Origin of the sequence: Streptomyces sp. NPDC048434 (assembly GCF_043200375.1) — a bacterium.
In the GTDB taxonomy this organism is placed as follows: Bacteria; Actinomycetota; Actinomycetes; order Streptomycetales; family Streptomycetaceae; genus Streptomyces.
The window spans coordinates 63,970-84,334 of the sequence record NZ_JBICXQ010000012.1 but is presented as its reverse complement, the minus strand read 5'-3'; the positions used below and the strand labels follow the sequence as shown (position 1 = coordinate 84,334).

The 20,365-nt window shown below is 71.3% G+C and carries 12 protein-coding genes; 9 read left to right on the top strand and 3 right to left on the bottom strand.

What is annotated here, in order from left to right:
* Window positions 1-30: 30 nt before the first annotated feature.
* Window positions 31-1,668, bottom strand: coding sequence for a DUF6350 family protein (locus ACGFWI_RS16230; RefSeq protein WP_393906589.1), 1,638 nt, complete (start codon window positions 1,666-1,668; stop codon window positions 31-33).
* Window positions 1,669-1,768: 100 nt separating this feature from the next.
* Between ACGFWI_RS16230 and ACGFWI_RS16225 the strand changes: the two genes are divergently transcribed.
* A complete protein-coding gene (locus tag ACGFWI_RS16225; protein ID WP_393906588.1) occupies window positions 1,769-2,611 on the top strand; it encodes a hypothetical protein in 843 nt (280 codons plus the stop codon).
* A 189-nt stretch (window positions 2,612-2,800) separates the two neighbouring features.
* Here the strand turns inward: ACGFWI_RS16225 and sucD are convergent, their stop codons facing one another.
* Window positions 2,801-3,685, bottom strand: coding sequence for a succinate--CoA ligase subunit alpha (gene sucD / locus ACGFWI_RS16220; protein ID WP_393906587.1), 885 nt, complete (start codon window positions 3,683-3,685; stop codon window positions 2,801-2,803).
* Between the two features lie 20 nt (window positions 3,686-3,705).
* Complete coding sequence (gene sucC, locus ACGFWI_RS16215) at window positions 3,706-4,881, bottom strand: ADP-forming succinate--CoA ligase subunit beta (protein ID WP_393906586.1); 1,176 nt, start codon at window positions 4,879-4,881, stop codon at window positions 3,706-3,708.
* Window positions 4,882-5,647: 766 nt separating this feature from the next.
* On the opposite strand from sucC, the gene ACGFWI_RS16210 reads away from it, so the two are divergent.
* From ACGFWI_RS16210 to ACGFWI_RS16175, 8 genes are read left to right on the top strand one after another with little or no spacing between them, the layout of a single operon-like run.
* Complete coding sequence (locus tag ACGFWI_RS16210) at window positions 5,648-7,549, top strand: phage tail sheath family protein (RefSeq protein ID WP_393906585.1); 1,902 nt, start codon at window positions 5,648-5,650, stop codon at window positions 7,547-7,549.
* A 30-nt stretch (window positions 7,550-7,579) separates the two neighbouring features.
* The gene (locus tag ACGFWI_RS16205) at window positions 7,580-8,104 is read left to right on the top strand and encodes a phage tail protein (RefSeq protein ID WP_128512438.1); all 525 of its coding nucleotides are present in this window, start codon (window positions 7,580-7,582) and stop codon (window positions 8,102-8,104) included.
* Window positions 8,105-8,124: 20 nt separating this feature from the next.
* The gene (locus ACGFWI_RS16200; protein WP_393906584.1) at window positions 8,125-8,877 is read left to right on the top strand and encodes a hypothetical protein; all 753 of its coding nucleotides are present in this window, start codon (window positions 8,125-8,127) and stop codon (window positions 8,875-8,877) included.
* Window positions 8,870-9,646 carry a hypothetical protein gene (locus ACGFWI_RS16195; protein WP_393906583.1) on the top strand — a complete coding sequence of 259 codons (777 nt, stop codon included), beginning with the start codon at window positions 8,870-8,872 and terminating at the stop codon, window positions 9,644-9,646. The genes ACGFWI_RS16200 and ACGFWI_RS16195 overlap by 8 nt, the downstream gene beginning before the upstream one ends.
* 52 nt (window positions 9,647-9,698) lie before the next feature.
* Window positions 9,699-10,901, top strand: coding sequence for a DUF4255 domain-containing protein (locus ACGFWI_RS16190; RefSeq protein WP_393906582.1), 1,203 nt, complete (start codon window positions 9,699-9,701; stop codon window positions 10,899-10,901).
* 33 nt (window positions 10,902-10,934) lie between these two features.
* On the top strand, window positions 10,935-12,983 hold the full coding sequence (locus ACGFWI_RS16185) for an ATP-binding protein (RefSeq protein ID WP_393906581.1): 2,049 nt from the start codon (window positions 10,935-10,937) through the stop codon (window positions 12,981-12,983).
* Window positions 12,974-13,339 (top strand): hypothetical protein, encoded by a 366-nt coding sequence (locus ACGFWI_RS16180; RefSeq protein WP_393906580.1) that lies wholly within the window; start codon window positions 12,974-12,976, stop codon window positions 13,337-13,339. The genes ACGFWI_RS16185 and ACGFWI_RS16180 overlap by 10 nt, the downstream gene beginning before the upstream one ends.
* Complete coding sequence (locus tag ACGFWI_RS16175; protein WP_393906579.1) at window positions 13,336-20,361, top strand: DUF4157 domain-containing protein; 7,026 nt, start codon at window positions 13,336-13,338, stop codon at window positions 20,359-20,361. Before ACGFWI_RS16180 ends, ACGFWI_RS16175 begins: the two co-directional genes overlap by 4 nt.
* The last annotated feature ends 4 nt before the right edge of the window (window positions 20,362-20,365 follow it).

Sequence of the window (20,365 nt, the reverse complement as noted above, 5' to 3'; positions counted from 1 at the left end):
GCGGTGCTGAGGGTGCGGCGCCGGCCGGTGTCAGCCCTCCGGGGCGGCGTGAGTGGCGGCCGGTTTCGGGGCGGCCAGTTCGGTGGCGGCGCGTTCCGCGACTGACCGTTCCGCGACTTCCAGTTCCGCGGCTGCCAGTTCCGCGACTTCCAGTTCCGCGACTTCCAGTTCCGTAGCCGCGAGGTCGTCGGCGTCCGGCGCACCGTCGGGGCCGGGATCGGCTGCGGCGGCGCCGGGACGGGTGTTCTTGCCGTCGCCCGTCGCCATACCGGGGCGGGGCGTTGCCTTGCCGTCGCCGGTCGCCGTGCCGGGGCAGGTGTCCTCGTCATTGGCCCGGCGTTCCGCGTGCAGTCGCCAGACCCGTAGCCCGATCGCGCCCGGGATGCCGGTCAGGGCGGTCCAGCCCGCTGCCGCAAGGCCCGTACGCCACCAGCTCGGGCCGAATGCGGCGAGCGCGCCGGTGCCCAGCGCGCCACCGGAGAGGCCCGCGAGCACTGCCGTGACGGCGCCGCAAAGAACCGCCCCCAGGGCTGCCGCGCATGCCGTCGTCCACCATGACCAGGGACGTTCCGCAGCGCCGGGCGCCGCCGCTGAACGGGCCACGGAGCGGGCCAGCAGCGCCCCCGCGACGACCGGCACCACAACGACCGCCCAGGTCAGCGGGTTTCCCGGGCCGGCGTCCGGCAGCCCGCTGAGCAGCGGCAGCTGCGGCAGCACCGGATGCGCCGAGGTCCCCAGCGGGCCGACCGTACCGCCCGCGCCGACCGTGAAACCCGGTCCCAGGCCGTAAGCGGCGCCCCAGACGGCCGCGTTCGGGAGCAGGACGAGGCACAGCAGCAGCACCGTGGCCCGGCTGGCCCAATCGGGCGCCAGCTGGAGCAGGTCCTGGCGCACCCGGCCCGCGTGCAGGCCGAGGGAGAGCAGCGTGAGCAGGGCGCCGGAGACCAGCAGGGCGCCGAGGGCGGCGCCGGCGGCGCGCTGCGCGGCGGCGAACCGGGAGCCGCCGAGGAGGCTCCGCAGACCGCCCGGCACTCCGGCCACGGCCCGCAGTGCCCAGGCGGGCAGCAGATCGGCGCCGGGATGGCGGAGCAGGAACCAGGCCGTACCGCCGAGCGTGGCGACCGCGGTGGCCGGGACGTACGCCAGCACGCTGAGCGGTTCGGCGCTCAGCTGCCCGGTGGAGGCGTAGAGCAGCACACCGGCCGCGATCAGCAGATAGCCGGTGAGCAGCGCACCGAGCAGGGTGCGCGGCACGACCGCCCGGGTGGCGCCCGTGCCGCTGCCGGGGCCCGTGCCGGGGCCGGTACGGCCGTCGGCCGCGGTCGCCAGGGCGTGGCGGGCGGCCCGGTGCAGCAGCCAGACCGGGAGCACGGCGAGCAGCAGCGGGGTCACGGCGACCGGGGCGCCGGAGTGGCTCGTGGTGCGTACGAGGTCACCGCCGTGCGCCATCAGCCACAGGTCGGCGGCGAGATGCAGGGCCCGGGACGGGCCGCTGTCGGGGGCCGGGGAGGCGACCCAGAGCAGCAGCACGGCGACCGCCAGCGCGCCGAGGCCGAGACCGGCGGCCGTCACGCCGCCGAGGAAGGCCGCGCCGATCGCGGAGGAGCGCTGCGCGGCGGCTCGGCCCTGCGAGGACAACGTTGGGCCACGATCAGTCAACTGGCTCACGCGGCCATGCTGTCAATAAGAGACGTTTCATCCCTGCACTGGCGAAATGCCCGACGTGTCGCGCTGTATCCGGTGAAGCGAGTTTTCCACACTGCTCTGTATGACCCAGCGCGAGCAGGCCGCCATCGCCTTCGACGACCTCCACACCCGGCACGCAGCAGCGCTGACGCGGCAGACCTATCTGCTCACCGGGCGGCCGCGGCTCGCGCGGCGGGCCGTGGAACAGGGGTTTCGGCTGGCCTGGCAGCGATGGCCGCAGGTCGCGGTGGACCCGGATCCGGCGGGGTGGGTGCGGGCGGCCGCGTACGAGTACGCGCTGACGCCGTGGCACCGGCTGTGTCCGGGGCTGCGGCCGGTCCGGAAGCCGAAGCAGTTCCAGGAGAGCGGCGAGCCCTCGGACCGGGCGCTCCTGGAGGCCCTGCTGAGTCTGCCCGCCCCCTACCGGCGGGCGCTGATGCTGCACGACGGCGTCGGGCTGGGGCTCTACGAGACCGCGGCGGAGATCGAGGCGAGTACGCCGGCCACGGCCGGGCGGCTGACGCATGCGCGCGAGCGGGTCGCCGCGCGGCTGCCCGAGTTGGGGCTCGACGGGCACCCGCCGGTGCGGCAGGGCGAGATCCTGCGGGCCCGGCTCACCCAGCTGGCGGCCGCGCAGCAGGTGACGCCCGTCGCCACACAGCACGTACGGAGCGACAGCGAGCGCAGCGATCTGCGGACCACGCGGACGGCGTTCGGGCTGGCCGGTCTGTTCGCGCTGGTGATGCTGGTGATGATGATCGTGATGCCGGACCATTACACGCGGTCGCCGGACCAGCCCCTGGCGACCGCGCCGCACGTCCGGGTCTCACCGTCCGGGCGCCGTGGCGCGGACATCAAGAAGCACGGCAACGCCGCCGTGCGGAAGAGGCTCCGGGAGGCGCGTCTGTCGCCCGACGTCCGCTAGGGCGTCGAACCGCCGACGGGCGGTACGCCCCCAACGCACACCGCCGAACCCTGCCCCGGTCGCCGAGCGCCCTCGCGGCGGAAGAATCTTCCGCCGCGAGGGCGCGGCCACGAGGGCGAGGGTCCGGCGGTATCAGTGACGGCCGTCGGGACGACGTACGTCCGATCCGGCGCGGACGCCGGGAGGCGGTCAGCCGCCGAGGATCTCGCGGGCCAGCCGCGCGGTCTCCGACGGGGTCTTGCCGACCTTGACGCCGGCGGCCTCCAGGGCCTCCTTCTTCGCCTGGGCGGTGCCGGAGGAGCCGGAGACGATGGCGCCGGCGTGGCCCATGGTCTTGCCCTCGGGCGCGGTGAAGCCCGCGACGTAGCCGACGACCGGCTTGGTGACGTTGGCCTTGATGAAGTCGGCCGCACGCTCCTCGGCGTCGCCGCCGATCTCACCGATCATCACGATCAGGTCGGTGTCGGGGTCCGCCTCGAACGCCGCGAGGGCGTCGATGTGCGTGGTGCCGATGACCGGGTCGCCACCGATACCGACGGCCGAGGAGAAGCCGATGTCACGGAGCTCGTACATCATCTGGTAGGTCAGCGTGCCGGACTTCGACACCAGACCGATGCGGCCGGGCTTGGTGATGTCGCCCGGGATGATGCCGGCGTTGGACTGGCCGGGGGTGATCAGGCCGGGGCAGTTCGGGCCGATGATCCGGGTCTTGTTGCCCTTGGACTTCGCGTACGCCCAGAAGGCGGCGGAGTCGTGGACCGCGATGCCCTCGGTGATCACGACGGCCAGCGGGATCCCGGCGTCGATCGCCTCGACGACGGCGGCCTTGGCGAAGGCCGGCGGCACGAAGAGGACGGACACATCGGCGTCGGTCTTCTCCATCGCCTCGGCGACGGAGCCGAAGACGGGAACCTCGGTGCCGTCGAAGTCGACGCTCGTGCCGGCCTTGCGCGGGTTCACACCGCCGACGATGTTGGTGCCGTCACCGAGCATCAGCTTGGTGTGCTTCATGCCAGTGGCACCGGTCATGCCCTGGACGATGACCTTGCTTTCCTTGGTCAGGAAGATAGCCATGGTTGTTGTGTCCTCGTCCTTTACTTAGCAGCCAGCTCGGCGGCCTTGTCGGCCGCGCCGTCCATGGTGTCCACACGCTGCACCAGCGGGTGGTTGGCCTCCGACAGGATCTGACGACCCAGCTCGGCGTTGTTGCCGTCGAGGCGCACCACCAGGGGCTTGTTGACGTCCTCGCCCTTGGACTTGAGCAGCTCCAGGGCCTGGACGATGCCGTTGGCGACCTCGTCACAGGCGGTGATGCCACCGAAGACGTTGACGAAGACGGACTTGACGTCCGGGTCGCCGAGGATGATCTCCAGGCCGTTCGCCATGACCTCGGCGGAGGCGCCGCCACCGATGTCGAGGAAGTTGGCGGGCTTGACGTCGTTGTGCTTCTCGCCGGCGTAGGCGACGACGTCCAGGGTGCTCATGACGAGACCCGCGCCGTTGCCGATGATGCCGACCTGGCCGTCGAGCTTGACGTAGTTCAGACCCTTGGCCTTGGCCGCAGCCTCGAGCGGGTTGGCTGCGTCCTTGTCCTCCAGGGCCTCGTGCTCCGGCTGGCGGAACTCGGCGTTCTCGTCCAGGGAGACCTTGCCGTCGAGGGCGATGACCTCGCCGGAGGCGACCTTGGCCAGCGGGTTGACCTCGACGAGGAGGGCGTCCTCCGCGACGAAGGTCTTCCACAGCGTCACCATCACGTCGGCGACCTTGTCGGCCACCTCGGCGGGGAACTTCGCCTGGGCGACGATCTCCTGGGCCTTCTCCTTGGTGACACCCTCGTTGGCGTCGACCGGGACCTTGGCGAGCTCGTCGGGGCGGGTGGCCGCGACTTCCTCGATGTCCATGCCGCCGGCCACGGAGGCCATGGCCAGGAAGGTGCGGTTGGTGCGGTCGAGGAGGTACGAAACGTAGTACTCCTCGGCGATCTCCGGCGCGGTCTCGGCGATCATCACCTTGTGGACCGTGTGGCCCTTGATGTCCATGCCGAGGATGTCCGTCGCCCGGGCGACGGCCTCGTCCGGGGTGCCGGCCAGCTTGACGCCGCCGGCCTTGCCGCGGCCGCCGACCTTCACCTGGGCCTTGACGACGGACTTGCCGCCCAGCCGCTCGGTCGCCTCGCGGGCCGCCTCAGGCGTGTCGATGACTTCACCGGCCAGCACCGGTACACCGTGCTTGGCGAAGAGGTCCCTCGCCTGGTACTCGAACAGGTCCACGCGCGTCCGTCCCTTGTCTTCTCAGAATCGCCGTAGTGATCGCGGTTCGTTGTCTGCGATGGGCGTGCCGCGAAGGGCAACGTGACGGCGCTGTCACAGGGGAGGCGTACACGGTGACCGGATACGCGGCATGTCCGTCCCGCAGGTTATCGCCGCGGGACCTGAGGCCCTAAATCGCAGATCACACTCCAGCGGTGATTACCATCACAGATCTTTTGGCCAAGTTACGCCTCCTCCGGATTTCCGCATGTCGTCGGCCGGTTTTCGACCGTCCCCGACGGTCTTGAGGGCCGGGGCCCGCCCGGCCCCCTCCGTCCGACGGCTCCGTCGTCACTCGGCGTGCACTCTCACGTCGTGCGTCGTTCGCCGCCTCCACCCGGTACGCCCCTGTGCGCCCCCATCTCAGGCGATTCCGGTTCCGAAGCCGCGGGAATCCGTTTGGGAAGAAGCTGCGACTCCTCCTCACAAGACCTCCGCAGACGGTGTCCGGAAAGGCCCCTTGACCCTTCAACTGGCCGCTACGGACACTGTGTTGAGCACTTACGGATACATACGCATCAGGAGTCACAAGCTTCAGGCTTGGTCCCGTGCAGGCCGGTCGGCAGATCGCTTTGCATCGGGTGCAGACGGGGGAACTTGATGGGTAGCGGGGGGATGCACGGCCACGGGCACGGGGCGGCCGTGAACTCTTCCGCACCCGCGCCCCTCCCCCTTTCTCGATTTCTTGGTGTCCTCACACTCGGTGCCTGAAGGGATTGGAGGGGGAATGCCGACACATACGACCTATCCCGGCGTCTATGTCGAAGAGCTTCCCAGCAGCATCCGCAGCATCACCACCGTCACCACCTCCGTGACCGCATTCGTCGGCCACACCCGGCGCGGCCCGCTCAACCAGCCGGTGCGGATCACCAGCTTCGCCGACTTCGAGCGCCGCTTCGGTGGTCTGACCTCGCAGAGCGCGGTCGCGTACGCCGTCCATCAGTTCTTCGGCAATGGCGGCACCGTCGCGGTGATCGTCCGGGTCGCCAAGGCCGGCAGCGGCAAGGAAGCCCACGTCACCCTGGAGTCCACCGAGGGCCACAGTCAGTGCCCGGTGCTCGAGGTGCACGCCAAGGAACCGGGCGTATGGGGTTCCGGCCTCCGGGTCGCCGTCGACCACGACACGCCCGCCCGTCGCCGGGCCAGCACCTCGGCAGGGGGCGCTTCGCGCCACCCCTCTCCATCGGACGAGACCTTCAACCTCCAGGTCCTCGACGCCCACGGCACCGCCCGCGAGTCCTTCTCCGGCCTGTCCATGGACCCCGGCCACGGCCACTACGCCGAGACGGTGATCAACGCCGGCTCCTCACTGATCCGCGTCAAGACCGTCGGGGAGGACCGCCCGGACCCGTCCGGCACCGTCTCCAAGGCCTTCCACCACGAACTCCCCGATCTGAACGTCGAGTTGACCGTGAAGATCGACGAGGTCGAGCGCGAGTTCACGCTCTACGACCCGGACTGCGACGGCGAGGCGCCGTGCACCGTCACCGAGCTGGCGCTGCTGCTGGAGCACAAGCTGCGCGCGCTGCCGGACGCCCCGGGCAAGCACGCCTTCGCGGGCGCCGAGGTCACCGCGTTCGGCCGCCGCATCCAGGTCGTCGCCGGCTCCATCGACCCCGACGACACCGTCCGCTTCCTCGGCGAATGCGCCAATGACCTGGGCCTGGAGGCCTCCGTCAACCCGCCGGTCTTCCCGCTGTGCGGCGGCGAGGACGGCGAGGCGCCCGGACCGCGCGACCTCATCGGCAGCGAGGCCCGCAAGAGCGGACTGCAGGCGCTGCGCGATGTCCATGACGTCAATCTGCTCGCCCTGCCCGAGCTGGCGTCGTACGGGTCCACCGAGGACATGGTCACGGTGCTCTCGGCGGCCGGGCGGCTGTGCCAGGAGCGGCGGATCTTCCTGCTCGTCGACGCGCCCGCCGCCTGGAGCGGTGTGGACGCCGCCCGTGCCGGTATCGCCGCCTTCGAGCCGGTCCGCGACAACCACTCCGGCCTCTACTTCCCGCACCTCCAGCTCACCGACCCGCTCACCGGGCGGCTGCGCTCCTTCCCACCGTCCGGCGCCGTCGCGGGCGTCATCGCCCGTACGGACAGCGAGCGCGGTGTCTGGAAGGCGCCGGCCGGAACGGAGGCCCGGCTGGCGGGAGTTCACTCGCTCGCCGTCAAACTGACGGACCGCGAGAACGGGCTGCTCAACCCCCTGGGCATCAACTGTCTGCGCACCTTCCCGATGGTCGGCCCGCTGGTCTGGGGCGCGCGCACCCTGGAGGGCGCTGACGCGCTCGACAGCGAGTGGAAGTACGTGCCGGTGCGACGGCTGGCCCTGCATGTCGAGGAGAGCCTGCTGCGTGGCCTCCAGTGGGTGGTCTTCGAGCCCAACACCGAGCAGCTGTGGCAGCAGATCCGGCTCAATGCCTCGGCGTATCTGCACACGCTCTTCGAGAAGGGCGCGTTCCAGGGCGGCACCCCGCGCCAGGCGTACTTCGTCAAGTGCGACAAGGACACCACGACCGACGAGGACATCGAGCGCGGCATCGTCAACGTCGTCGTCGGCATCGCGCCGGTCAGGCCGGCGGAGTTCGTGGTCGTCAAGATCCAGCAGATGGCCGGGCAGTTCGACCTCCGGTGACGGACAGGAAAGGAGACGTGAAGGAATCCGATGGCTGAGTTCCAGATCAACGCCCATCGCTTCGACCCGTACAAGAACTTCAAGTTCCTGGTCCTGTGGGACGGTCGTACGGTCGCGGGCATCAGCAAGATCAGCCCGCTGAAGCGCACCACCGAGGTCGTCAAGCACCGGCACGGCGGCGACCCCAGCTCCCCGCGCAAGTCCCCGGGCCGCTCCGAGTTCGAGGGGATCACGCTGGAGCGCGGCGTCACCCACGACCCGGAGTTCGACCGCTGGGCCAACAAGGTCTGGCAGGTCGGCGCCGGCCTCGGCTCCGAGGTCTCGCTGGCCGACTTCCGCAAGGACCTCGTCATCCAGGTCCTCAACGAGGCCGGGCAGGTCGCCGTCTCACACAAGATCTACCGCTCCTGGCCGAGCGAGTACCAGGTCCTGGGTGAGATGGACGCCAACGCCAACGCCGTCGCCATCCAGAGCCTGAAGCTGGAGTGCGAGGGCTGGGAGCGGGACTACGAGGTGCCGGAGCCGGAAGAACCGTCGTTCACCCATCCGGCCTGAACGGCGGGACGAGGTGAGCAATGGCAGTCACCGGACCCGCTGAGCTGCTGGCCACCTGGGAGGCCGGGCTGGCCCGGCAGAGCGGCGACCGGGCCCTCCTGCTGCACCGGGCCGCCCGTCCCCGGGACGGCACCGACACCCTGCTGTCGGTGCCGCTCGGGGAGCGGGCCGCCGACCTCTTCGCGCTGCGCCGGGCGCTGTTCGGCGAGCGGATGCAGGTCACGATCGACTGCACGGACCCGGACTGCGGCGAGGCGATGGAGTTCGACCTCGATGCCGCGGAGCTGGGTGCCCGGCCGCAGCTGCCCGAGGGCGGTCTGCGGGTGGCGGAGGGCGACTGGGTGGTGCACTTCCGGCTGCCCAGCCCCGCCGACCTCGCCGCGGTCGCGTCCCTGGCCGCCGATGCGGAGGACGCCCGGCGGCTGCTGGGCGCCCGCTGTGCGCTCTCGGCGCTGCTGGCGGGCCGGGCGACGACCGACGAGGAGCCGGCCGCGCTGCCCGAGCCGGTGCTCAAGCGGTTCGCCGAAGCGGCCGAGCAGGCGGATCCGGCGGCCGAGGTGACGCTGAACATCGCCTGCCCGGAGTGCGGCGCGGCCACCCCGGCGGAGCTGGACATCGCCGCGTACCTGTGGACCGAACTGGACGCCTGGGCACGCGATGTGCTCCTGGACATCCATCTGCTCGCCTCGGCCTACGGCTGGAGCGAGCCCCAGATCCTGGCGCTGAGTCCGCTGCGCCGCCGCTACTACCTGGAGCTGTGCGCCGATGCCTGACTACTTCGACCGGCTGCTGACGCGGTATGCGCCGGTGCCTCCGGGCGCCCCGCCCGCGGGCCCGTCCGGTGGCCGTGCGGGCGGGTCCGGCGCGCGTACGGAAGGGCCCCGGCGCGCCCTCGTACAGCCCCGGCTCCCGGGGCCGTTCGAGCGCGTCGAGGCGCTGCGCGGTGTGCCCGCCGAGCCGGACGGACCGGCGCCGCTGTATCCCGAGGCGCCGCGGCCGTTCGCGTCCGAGGGGGAACGGATCCGCTACGAGCGGGAGATCAGGACCACCGAGCGACAGACCGTGCTGCGGACCGAGTCGCCGCTACAAGAGGCCGCGGAACCCGAGCGACAACTACGGCCCGAGCATGCGCTGTTGCGGCCCACCGCACCCCTCGCCCCCGGGCCGCGGCCCTCCACTGCGGACGTCATCCGCCCGCAGCCCAGGACACGGCGCCCGGCCGGCGAAGCGGATACCGCACGGCCGACGGCCTCCACACTCGTCCTCCCCGGTCTCGACGCCGCGCCCCTCGCCGCGGTCTCGATGCTCCGGCCGCGTACCGACGGGCTGCCGGTGGCTCGCGGCGCGGCCCGGACCGCCCCTGCCGGGCGACGCGGGCAGCGCAGTGCCGAGCGGGTGGTGCACGTACAGATCGGCCGTCTCGAAGTGAGCGCGGCCGGTACGGAACGACCCGCGGCAGGCGGGCGGCCGGCGCGTTCGGAGCGCCACGCGCCCTCGCTGAGCCTCGCGGACTATCTGGCGCGCGGGGAGAGGACGAACTGACGGTGAGGCACCCCACGACCTGGCCCGGGCCGACTTCGCAGGGACGGACTTCATGAGCAACGCACTCGCCGTCGCGACGGTCACCCAGGCCCTGGCACTGCTGATCGAGCACAATCTGCACCCCGAGATCGATATGGCCGTCTCGGTGGAGACCCGTAAGCCGCCGTCGGACCCGCCGCCGGACCCGACGATCACGGTCTTCCTCTACCAGGTCACCCACAACCCCTCGATGCGCAACAGCGACCTGGTCACCCGCGCCTCCGACGGAACCCTGCTGAAACGGCCGGCCGCCGCGATCGATCTGCACTTCATGATCAGTGCATACGGCGAGGAGACCGAGCTGGTCGGGCAGCGGCTGATCGGCAGCGTGGTGCGCACCCTGCACGAAATACCGGTGCTGCCGAAGGAGTTGATCGAGGAGGCCGCGCAGCGTCCCTATCTGGAGGGCAGCGATCTCGCCGAGTCCCTGCAGCAGGTCCGCTTCACACCGACGCAGATGGACGTCGACGAGACCTCCAAGCTCTGGGGGATGCTCAACAACACGCCGTACTCGCTGTCGGTCGTGTACCAGGCGTCGCTGGTGCTGCTGGACGGCCACGAGAAGCCGAAGCCGGCGAAGCCGGTGCAGCGGCCGGAGGTCACGGCGCTGCCGTTCGGGGCGCCGGGGGCACCGGAACGGCCGCTGACCGGGGAGCGCACGGAAGCCGCCGGGCCGGCCGAGGCCGAGCCGGCGAAGCGTGCCGGCACCAGGTCCGCGAAGGCGACCGGTGCAGGTGCCGGAGCCGGTGCGGGAGCCGGTGCGGGAGCCGGTGCCGCGCACGCCAAGTCCGCCCGTGACACGACGACCACCGGCAGCACGACCACCGGCACGAAGACCGCCGATGCGCGCACCGCCGAGGAGAAGCCGACCACGCATGTCGGCGCCACCACCAACGTCCGGGCCACCGTCACCAAGGCCGCGTCCGGCGGCGGGGCGCGGGCGGCGAAGAAGGCGGCGGGCGGCGCGACGGCCGGGCGTGGGAGCGGCACGTCGTCCGGTACGGGCGCCAAGTCATCCGGTACGCCGGCCCGTTCGCGTACCCGCAGGACGACCAAGGAGGCCGCGGGGGACGGCGGGCGCGACGGCGACCGGGGCGGCTCGCGCCGCGCGACACGCCGTACGGACGAGCCGGGCCGTACCGACGAGCCAGCTCGTACCGACGAGCCAGGCCGTACGGACGAGCCGAACCGTACGGACGACGGCACGGAGAGCTGAGGCGCGGTGCGCGGAACGGGGGCGGAGAAGGACATGGGCAGCGACCGCGGCACCGGGCCGGACGCGGCACCCGTCGAGGCGGACGGCGCCGCGCTGACTGCCGGCATCCGGTCCGTGCTGGCGCGCCTGGACCTCCACGCCGCGCGCGCCCACCGGACCACGGCGGGTGGCGGTGGCGGGGAAGCCCCCGACACCGGCGCACCCTCCGGCAAGACCGCGCCCCCCGCCCCGCCAGCCACCGCCGAGGCAGACGGCCTCCCCTCCCCCGACGGCCCGCTCCCGGCCCACGCCACCCTCGACGTCCTGGCCTCGTGCTTCGGCCTGAGCACATTCGAGCGGGAGATCGTCCTGCTCGCCGCCGCGGCCGAACTGGACCCGACGACCGGGCCCCGCTGCGCCGCCGCGTGCAGCGACCCGAGCCGTGCCTTCCCGACGTTCTCGCTGGCACTGGCCGCACTCACCGACCCGCACTGGAGCGCACTCACCCCCGTCGCACCGCTCCGCCGCTGGCGCCTGATCGAGCTGGACGACGAGACCCGCCTGACCACCACCCGGCTCCGCCTGGACGAACGCATCCTGCACTTCCTGGTCGGCTCGCCGTACCTGGACGCCAAACTGCACGGGCTGCTGCGCCGTACCACCGCGCCCGGCAGCCTGCCGCCCTCGTACGACGCGGCCGCGGACCGGGTCGCGGCGGGCTGGGCAGGCGCCGGCCCCGACGCTCCGCTCCGTGTCGAGCTGGTCGGCGGCGACCTCCGCACCCGCGCCGACATCGCCGCCACCGCCGCCCGCCGCTCGGGACTCGGCCTCTACTCCATGGCGGCCGATGACGTACCGGCCGACGCCGCCGAGCGGGACCGCCTGGCCCGCCTGTGGCAACGCGAGGCGATCCTGCTGCCGGCCGCGCTTCTGGTCGAGGTCGGCGAGATGGACCGCGCTCAGCACGCCGCCGCCGACGCCTTCGTCGCGGGCGCGGCCGTGCCCCTGATCGTCTCCGGCCCGGATCCACGGCAGACCGGGCAGCCGCGCGGCGAGCGGGTCACCGTACCGAAGCTCTCCGACGAGGAGCAGCTCGGCCTGTGGGTGGACGCCTTCGCCGGCGTCCCCGAGATGACGAAGCGTCATCTCCAGTCCCTGGTGGCCCAGTTCCAGCTCCCGCCGCACGTCGTACGGTCGGCCGCCGCCGCCGTACGCCGCGATCTGTCCGGCTCCGGCACCCCGGACGCCGTCGCACTCGCCTGGCAGGCCGGCCTCACCGAGGCCCGGATGGGCCTGGACGAGCTGGGCCGGCGGATCGCACCACGCGCCGGCTGGGACGACCTGGTCCTCGCCGACCGCCAGCTGCGCATCCTCCAGGAGGTCGTCGCCCACGTACGCCGGCGCAGCACCGTCTACCAGGACTGGGGCTTCGCCGAGGCACTGCGCAGCGGCCTCGGCGTGACGGCCCTCTTCGCGGGCGGCTCCGGAACCGGCAAGACCCTGGCCGCCGAGGTCATGGCCAAGGAACTGGGCCTCGACCTGTTCATCATCGATCTCTCCCAGGTCGTCAGCAAATACATCGGCGAGACCGAGAAGAACCTCAGCAAGGTCTTCGACGCGGCCGAACGCGGCGGCGCGCTGTTGCTGTTCGACGAGGCGGACGCGCTGTTCGGCAAGCGCAGCGAGGTCAAGGACAGCCACGACCGCTACGCCAATCTGGAGGTCAGCTACCTCCTGATGCGCATGGAGGCGTACCGCGGTCTGGCGATCCTCACCACCAACATGAAGAAGGCGCTGGACTCCGCCTTCCTGCGCCGTATTCGCTTCGTCGTGGACTTCCCGTTCCCCGGTGAGAAGGAGCGGGCGGAGATCTGGCGGCGGGTGCTGCCTGCCCAGGCCCCCATGAAGGACATCGACCCGGTCCTTCTCGCCCAGCTCACGGTCGCGGGCGGCTCGATCCGCAACATCGCCCTCTCCGGAGCCTTCCTCGCCGCGGACGAAGGCGACCGCCTGCACATGCGCCACATGCTCGCCGCGGCACGCACCGAATACCTGAAGCTGGAACGCTCCTTGACGCCGTCGGAGGTCCACGGATGGATCTGAAGCACGAGGTCAGGGGCCCCGCGCGGGATGCCGTGCCCGGGTCCGCGACGGCCGGGCAGCCCGCGCCGACGCCACGGTCCGCTCAGCCTTCCTTCCGTATCGACATCGGCGAACTGGTGCTGTCGGGCTTCGACGCCCGCATCGATCCGGACCGCGTATCGGAGGCCTTCCGGCACGAGTTGGCCCGGCTCGTACACGAGCGCGGGGTACCGCTGGCAGCGGACGGGACGGGCGTGGCGCTGGACGGCCTGGCCGGGCTGCCGCCCCTACCGGCGACCGCCTCTCCCGTACGGCTGGGCGAGGCGCTGGCGCGCGCGGTGCACGCGGGACTCGCGGGACGGGGGGATGCGCAATGAGTACGGCACGGTCCTCGACGCAGGACACCCGGTCGGCCGCCGACGACAAGCGCCGCAAGCGCAAGGAGCGGTCCGCCAAGTCCCGCACCCCGGAGCCGAAAGACATCGTCAGCGGCGCCGGCCAGCCCCTCGACCCGGGCGTCCGCCGCGAACTGGAGGAGCAGCTCGGCCACGACTTCAGCCAGGTCCGGCTGCACACCGACCGGGACTCCGGGCAGCTGGCGGAGATGATGGGTGCGGACGCGTTCGCCGTCGGCCAGGACATCTTCTTCCGCGCGGGCACCTACCGGCCGGGCACGGCGGACGGGCAGCGGCTGCTGGCCCACGAGCTGCTGCACACCGTCCAGAATCCGCACGGCCTGGGCGCGTTGCGGGCCGGCCGCGACCTGGGCTCGGTCAGCCTGCCGCAGGAGTCGGTCGAGCGGGAGGCGGAGTCGGCGGCGCAGGCGTCGGTGCTGGGCGCGCTGCGGGATTCCGTACGCGAGGAGGAGCCGGCGGCGGAGGTCGGGCCGGGGCAGGCGACTCCCGGCTGGCTGCGGTACGCGACGGTCGACGCCGATCGCTCCCGTATGGAGAAGGTGGACCCGGCGACGCTGGTGGACCGCCTGACCAACGGTGTCCTGCGGTCGCTGCGCGGTGACCCCGAGGACCGCTCGGGGCGGGTACGTCTGCAGCTGGCGCGGATGGCGCCGCAGGTGCAGGAGAGCGTGCTGGACCGCCTGGAGATACGGCTGTCCACCCCCGAACTCGACCGGCTGCTGGACCTGGTCGAGGAGGTGGCGGAGGGGCCGTTGCCGCCGGCGTCGGCCACGGCTCCCGAAGCCGTCCCCGACGAGGCCGAGGTCCTCGGGCAGGAGCGGGCGCAGGAAGCCGCCGCCGCCCGCGACAAGCGCAAGGCGGACGAGAAGGAGAGCGACGGCCGCCGGAAGCGGGCACAGCAGCGCAAGGACGCGGATCCCGCCGGCGACGGCGGTCCGGAGCGGGACGGGCGGCAGACGGCCGGGGGCGCGGCGAAGGCGTCTGCCGCGGCGGGCGGGACGGCGGCGTCCGGGCAGTCGGCGGCACAGGCCAAGGAAGCGGCCGGCGCTCGGCAGGGGGAGCAGGCCCAGGCCAAGGAGGACGACAAGGCGGCTACCGGGCAGGCCGCGCGGCAGGACAACGAGAGCGCTGCCGGTGGCCAGGGGGAGGACTCGCCGGAGCAGTCGGAGGAGCAGGCCGGCGAGCAGGAAGGGCAGAGCGCCGGCGGGGAGGGTGCGGAGGATGCCGTCGAGGGCGGTACCGGTCCGGAGGCCGTGGACAAGAGCGCCGCCGAGCCCGGCGAAAAGGACCGGAAGGGCGGGGACCGCGACGGGCAGCCCGGCTCAGGGGATCTGGAGAACGAAGAGGACGCCGACGACGAGCCGTTGGGGCTTGAGGAGGAGTCGGCGGACCTCGACGAGGACGACGAGGAGAAGGCGGAGGAGGACGGGGACGCGGACGGGGAACTGGAGCCGGAGGGCGACGAGGACGATGCGGACGCCGATGCCGACGCCGCGGATTCTCCGTCCGATGGCGAGCTCAACGGCTCGGCCCCGTCGGCCGCGCGGCGGGAGAACCGGAAGGACTCCGGCGACCGTGAGGGGGACGGTCACGGCGCTCCGGGCGTGATCGACTCGCCCGCCACCGAGGATCCGACGGCTGCCCTGCGAGAGGCGGAGGGTGGATCCGGCAGCGGTGGGGGTGCGCGCTCTTCCGAGGAGGAGCAGGAGTCCGACGACCGGATCGGCCAGGATCTCCAGACCGACAAGTCCATCGAGCAGGAGATCGGGCCGGAGCCGGACGAGCAGGCGGACGACAAGGTCGGTGCGGAGTCCGGAGATTCGGGCTCGGACTCGGTGGACCCGGACGACGCCGAGCTCGAACGGGAGCAGGCCGAGGAGCGTACGCAGGACGCCGCGGCGAAGCGGCGGGACGACGCGGCTCGTACCGCCTCCGAAGGCAGCGGTGGATCGGCGTCCGGATCCGGTGGCGACACAGCCGCCTCGGGGCAGCTGTCGAAGGCCGACGAGGACGCCCGCAAACAGGCAGCCGGTTCGTCCTCGGCGTCGAACACGGCGGACTCCGAATCGGGTTCGGGTTCGGGTGCGGGTTCGGGTGCGGGCTCCGGCGAGGGGAAGAGCTCGGAGGGCTCCGCGGACACGGGCCCGAAGCCGTCCACCGGTTCCGGTGAGAGGTCCGGCACCGGATCGGGTTCGGGCTCCGCCACCGCGTCCGGTACGGAAGGCGGCTCGGCGTCCGGTTCCGCCGCCGGCACCGCAGCCGGCAAGGACGAGAGCAGGGCAGCGGGCGGCACGGCCTCGGGCGGCAGCGGAAAGTCCCCGGACGACGCGGCGTCGATGGACGCCACCACGTCGAAGGACGCGACCGACGGCAAGGACGCCGCGGAGCCGGCGGGCGCCACCGAAACCAAGGACGGCGCCCGGAACAGGGAGGTGACCGAGGGGAAGGGGCCCGCGACCGTGCCGGGCCCGGAGGCCGGCCCGGACCAGGCACCCGGCACCGGGCCCTCGGCCGCGCCCACGCTGTCACCAGGCAAGGGGGCGGCCGTCCCCATGGCCGCCACGGTGGCCAAGGGCGGCGCCCCCAAGCCGGAACCCTCCGCGAAGCCGGCGCCGGGCCGGCCGGCCGTACGGCCGAAGGCCGGGGCCGCACCCCGGCAGCGTCAGGCGGCCAAGCAGGCGGCCAGGACCGTCCGGCGTGGCGGAGGCGGCGGTGGCGGTGGCCGTACGGCCGCGGCCCCCGCGCGGGGCGGCGGCGGTGCCCGTGCCGCGTCCGGCCCGGCGAAGCCCAAGAAGGACGCCCCGACGCCCGATGTCTCCAAGAGCACGCCCGAGGCCGGGCTGGCCACGGTGTCGAAGCTCAAGCCGTACCAGATGCTGGAGACCTTCAAGGGCGTCGACGGGGCCGTGGGCAACTCGGTCGGCAAGGAGCGCACGGCGCTGCACAAGGGGCCGCCGAAGATGGCGCGCCCCATCGGCTCGCCCCGTACGGTGCCGGGCGGCCCGACCCCCGCCGCCCCGGGGGCGTACACCCACGACAAGGTCGCCCGCACCGACGCGGCCAAGGGCAAGACGGACGAGATCACCGGCGAGCAGCGGCCGGAGGGAGAGGCGCCCGGCGCCGATGTGCCGGAGCCGAGCTGGTGGGACATTCTCCTGACCATCGGCGGCGCGCTGCTCAAGAAGATCTTCCCCTTCGACGACCTGATCGACTCGGTCATGGGCATCGAGACCACGGACGACGGTATGAAGGGCAACCGGGTGGGCAACGCCCCGGGACTGCCGCTCCAGGACGACTCCGATCCGCAACGCACCGACGAGCAGGGGCAGAAGCTCGACGAGCGCAAGGACGAACTGCACCGGTCCGGCCGCGAGGACGCGGCCAAGCCCATGGGCGAGGACCAGATCTACCCGGACGCCCCCCAGGAGACGTTGACCGCCAAGGTGCGCGGCGGCGGGAAGCAGGTCCGGCAGAAGGGCGGCGGGGCGGCCAAGGGGGCCGGCGGCGGCGTGCCGGTCGAGTCCGCGTCCGCCGTGGCCGAGCACGACCGCGGCCCGCAGATCCAGGCGGGCTTCGCCCGGGGCCACCAGCGGATGGCGAAGGAGCGCGGGGCCAAGGACGACAAGGCCAAGGCGGACAAGCAGAAGCACGACCAGGACGTGCAGCGCGAGGTCGACGCCGGCACCAAGAAGCAGGCCGGCGAGCGCGAGAAGGGCCGCGACCAGATCTCCGATGCCCGCGACAAGTGGCGCAAGGAGCAGGACGACAAGGTCACGGAGATCGACGACAAGAAGGGCAAGAAGTACGACAAGGTCCGCAAGGACGTCGACGACAAGCAGAAGGAGACGGACGACAAGGCGGACAAGCGCACCGAGGACGACAACAACAAGATCGACAACGAGCATGCGAACGCGCAGAAGGGCGCGGAGCAGAAGAAGGACGACAAGAAGAAGGAGGCCGAGAAGGGGGACGGCGGGTTCCTCGATCAGCTCAAGCAGTGGTGGGAGAACCTCAAGAACGAGATCAAGAAGTTCTTCGAGCGGGCCCGGAAGGCCGTCACCGACCTCATCGACAAGTTCAAGAAAGAGGTCTTCCAGCTCATCGACGACGCACGCAACTGGGTCGTCAAGCAGATCAATGACTTCGCCGACGCGCTGATCGCGTTCGGCGACGAAATGCTCGCCGACTACCCGGCGATGCGCGACAAGTGGCGCAACACCATCAACGCCGGCCGCGACTACGCCGTGCGGAAGGTCAACGAGGCCGCGGACGCGCTCAAGGAAGTGGCGGGCAAGCTCATCGACGGGCTGGGCGGAGCGCTCCTCGCCGGCCTGGACATCATGGAGAGCGGGCTGCTGGCGGCCGTCGATGTCGCGGAGAGCGTCACCGTCTCGGCGGTGGAGTTCGGGCAAGCCGTCGTCGCCGGGCTCGGTGAATGGGCCGCCATCTTCACCGACATCGTCTCCGACCCCGGCGGCTGGATCAGCAAGGCCGGTTCGGCGGCGCACTCGGGTGCCAGGGACTACCTCTTCGACGAGGTCAAGTCGGCGGTCAAGGAGTGGTTCAACAACAAGGTCCAGGAAATCACCGGCCTTTCGCCGGAGGACTTCCAGGCGTTGATCTCCGGGAACGTCAGCGTCGAAGAAATGGGCAAGATGGCGTGGGACGCCGCCGTCCCCCAACTCCCCATGATCATCGGTGAATTGGTCATCGAAAAGGTCGTCGCCAAGCTGATCCCCGGGGCCGGCTGGGTCATGGCGATCATCGATGCCCTGAAGACCGCATGGGACACGCTCAGCGAAATCCTGGCCGCCTTCGGCCTCTTCATGGACTTCCTGAAGGCCGTCAAGAGCGGAAACGGCGCCCGGCCCTTCGCCAAGGCGGTCGCGGCCGGTGTCGTCGCCCTCCTGGAGCTGATCTACCAGGCTCTGATCGACGGCCTCAACAAGTACATGGGCAAGGTCACCAGCAAGCTCGGCGAGATGCTCAAGAACATTCGCGGCAAGCGGCGGCCCGGCGGGCACGGCGAGCCCGGCGACTCGGGCTCGCCCGGCCAGAACAGCCGGCCCGGACACCCCGACAGCCCCGGCCACACCAACACCCCCGGCCCCGCGGGCCGTCCCGGCCACGCCGACAAGCCCGGCCCGACGGCCGACAAGCCCGGCCCCGCCGACAAGCCCAACCAGCGTCCGGCCCCGCGCAAGCCTTCCCCCGACAAGACCTCCCGCCCGGAAGAGGGCCCCCGCCCCACGAAACACCCCTCTCCCGAGAAGAAGCCCCGCCCGGAGCACCAGCCCCAGCCCAAGCACAAGAAGAAGCCCGACGAGCACGAGCGGCGCGACGACGGCCGCGAGGTCAACGACGCCCGCCGCCGCCTGCGCGACGCCAAGCGCAAGCAGCGCCGCGACGACGACAAGCCCGCCGCCGGCAAGCGCCGCGGCCCGGCCCGCGACACCCTCCGCAAGAAGCGCCCCGACCAGAAGCGGGACCAGGACAGGACCAAGGACCCGCTCCACAAGAAGGACCCCAGGAAGCCTGACCTCAACAAGAAGCACGACGACAAGGGCCACCACAAGGACCGCACCCGGGACAAGGACGGCAAGAAGAAGGTCAGCACCAAGAAACGCCCGCCCCGCAAGCCCGAGTCCCGCACCCGCCGCAAACTCCGCCGCGCCCGCCAGACCATCAAGTCCGCCCTGTCCAGGGCCCGCCGCGCCGCCCGCCGCCTCTTCGGCAAGGGCCGCAAGCTGGGCCACAAGCTCAACAACCGCGCCCATCGCCTGCGGGACCGGTGGAGGCGGCAGCGCGATCGGCTGCGGCGTCGTCATGAGCGGAGGCGGAACAGGCGGCAGGAGAAGGACCGACGGCAGGAGCCCACCCGCGACCACGACATGCCGAGGGTGCGCTTCCGCAACAGGGACGGGGAGGTGCACACGTTGATGTACCGGGGGCAGGGCCCCGGTGCCGACTTGGTGGTGCGCAGCCAGACCGACCCGATCCTCAAGTACCTCGAGGACTGGGAGGGGGAGGCTGACGAGATCCGGGACGACCCCCAACGCCGGTCCAACCAGCAGGGCGCCGTCCGCGCCGCAAGGGCCGAACACGTTCAGGTGGACAACCTGCAGAAGCGGCTGCCGGCCAGGGGTACGACGGCGAGAAGCGGCGAGGCCGCGTACACGGCCCTGCGTATCGCACTTACCAGGCTTTCCAGAATACTGGAAGTCCGTGATATCGATCCGAATGATCCGCCGCTTCTCCCGATGGTTCTCCCGCCGTACACCGACGGCGTGCGCGGCGCAGGATTTCAGGCAACCGGCATCAATAAAACCATCAAGAACCACAAGGGGGAGAAGCCCGGCAAGAACAATAAAATCCCGCTCGGCTGGGACCTTGTTCCCAGTAACCTGAGAAATGAAACCGCATGGGTTCGTATGCACCTCTTCACGGAGAAGTTCGGCGGAAAAGCCACGGGCTCAAATCTCGTTCCCGCGCCAGGCACGGCAGTCAACAGCAGATTTGCGTACCGCGTAGAACTCCCCGCCTACAAGGCGATAACAAATGACCCCAAGGTGCGCATGATCTGGTACAACTACGACGTCAGCTACTACACGGGCCCTGATGAGTACTTCCCCAAGAAGATCTCCATGGCATGGGGACAGTACAAGCCGGCGGGAAATACCTGGCGGAAGCAGCCGGCCAAAAACCACTATACGCGTGACAATATTGAGCGCCCGAACGCCCTGGACTCCAAGTTCGACATCAACGGAAAAGGGCCAAAATCCATCAGGGACGAATTCGGCGTCAGCCTTGCGTTCGCGAAGGCCGTGCGGGATCAGTCACCGTATCGCGATATATATCAACTGATCGTGCGGATGAAGAAGTACAAGAGGGACCTTGCCGCCACTTCACCGAGGAAACTCAGGAACTTCGAGCACGAACTCAAGGCAGTGATCGACAAGAAAGCCGATATTCGTTTCACCTAGCACA

What these genes read in the sequence shown, in the direction of transcription:
- ACGFWI_RS16225 (WP_393906588.1), top strand. Translation starts at nt 1,769, where the DNA reads ATGACCCAGCGCGAGCAGGCCGCCATCGCCTTCGACGACCTCCACACC.
- sucD (WP_393906587.1), bottom strand. Translation starts at nt 3,685, where the DNA reads ATGGCTATCTTCCTGACCAAGGAAAGCAAGGTCATCGTCCAGGGCATG.
- ACGFWI_RS16210 (WP_393906585.1), top strand. Translation starts at nt 5,648, where the DNA reads ATGCCGACACATACGACCTATCCCGGCGTCTATGTCGAAGAGCTTCCC.
- ACGFWI_RS16205 (WP_128512438.1), top strand. Translation starts at nt 7,580, where the DNA reads ATGGCTGAGTTCCAGATCAACGCCCATCGCTTCGACCCGTACAAGAAC.
- ACGFWI_RS16200 (WP_393906584.1), top strand. Translation starts at nt 8,125, where the DNA reads ATGGCAGTCACCGGACCCGCTGAGCTGCTGGCCACCTGGGAGGCCGGG.
- ACGFWI_RS16195 (WP_393906583.1), top strand. Translation starts at nt 8,870, where the DNA reads ATGCCTGACTACTTCGACCGGCTGCTGACGCGGTATGCGCCGGTGCCT.
- ACGFWI_RS16190 (WP_393906582.1), top strand. Translation starts at nt 9,699, where the DNA reads ATGAGCAACGCACTCGCCGTCGCGACGGTCACCCAGGCCCTGGCACTG.
- ACGFWI_RS16185 (WP_393906581.1), top strand. Translation starts at nt 10,935, where the DNA reads ATGGGCAGCGACCGCGGCACCGGGCCGGACGCGGCACCCGTCGAGGCG.
- ACGFWI_RS16180 (WP_393906580.1), top strand. Translation starts at nt 12,974, where the DNA reads ATGGATCTGAAGCACGAGGTCAGGGGCCCCGCGCGGGATGCCGTGCCC.
- ACGFWI_RS16175 (WP_393906579.1), top strand. Translation starts at nt 13,336, where the DNA reads ATGAGTACGGCACGGTCCTCGACGCAGGACACCCGGTCGGCCGCCGAC.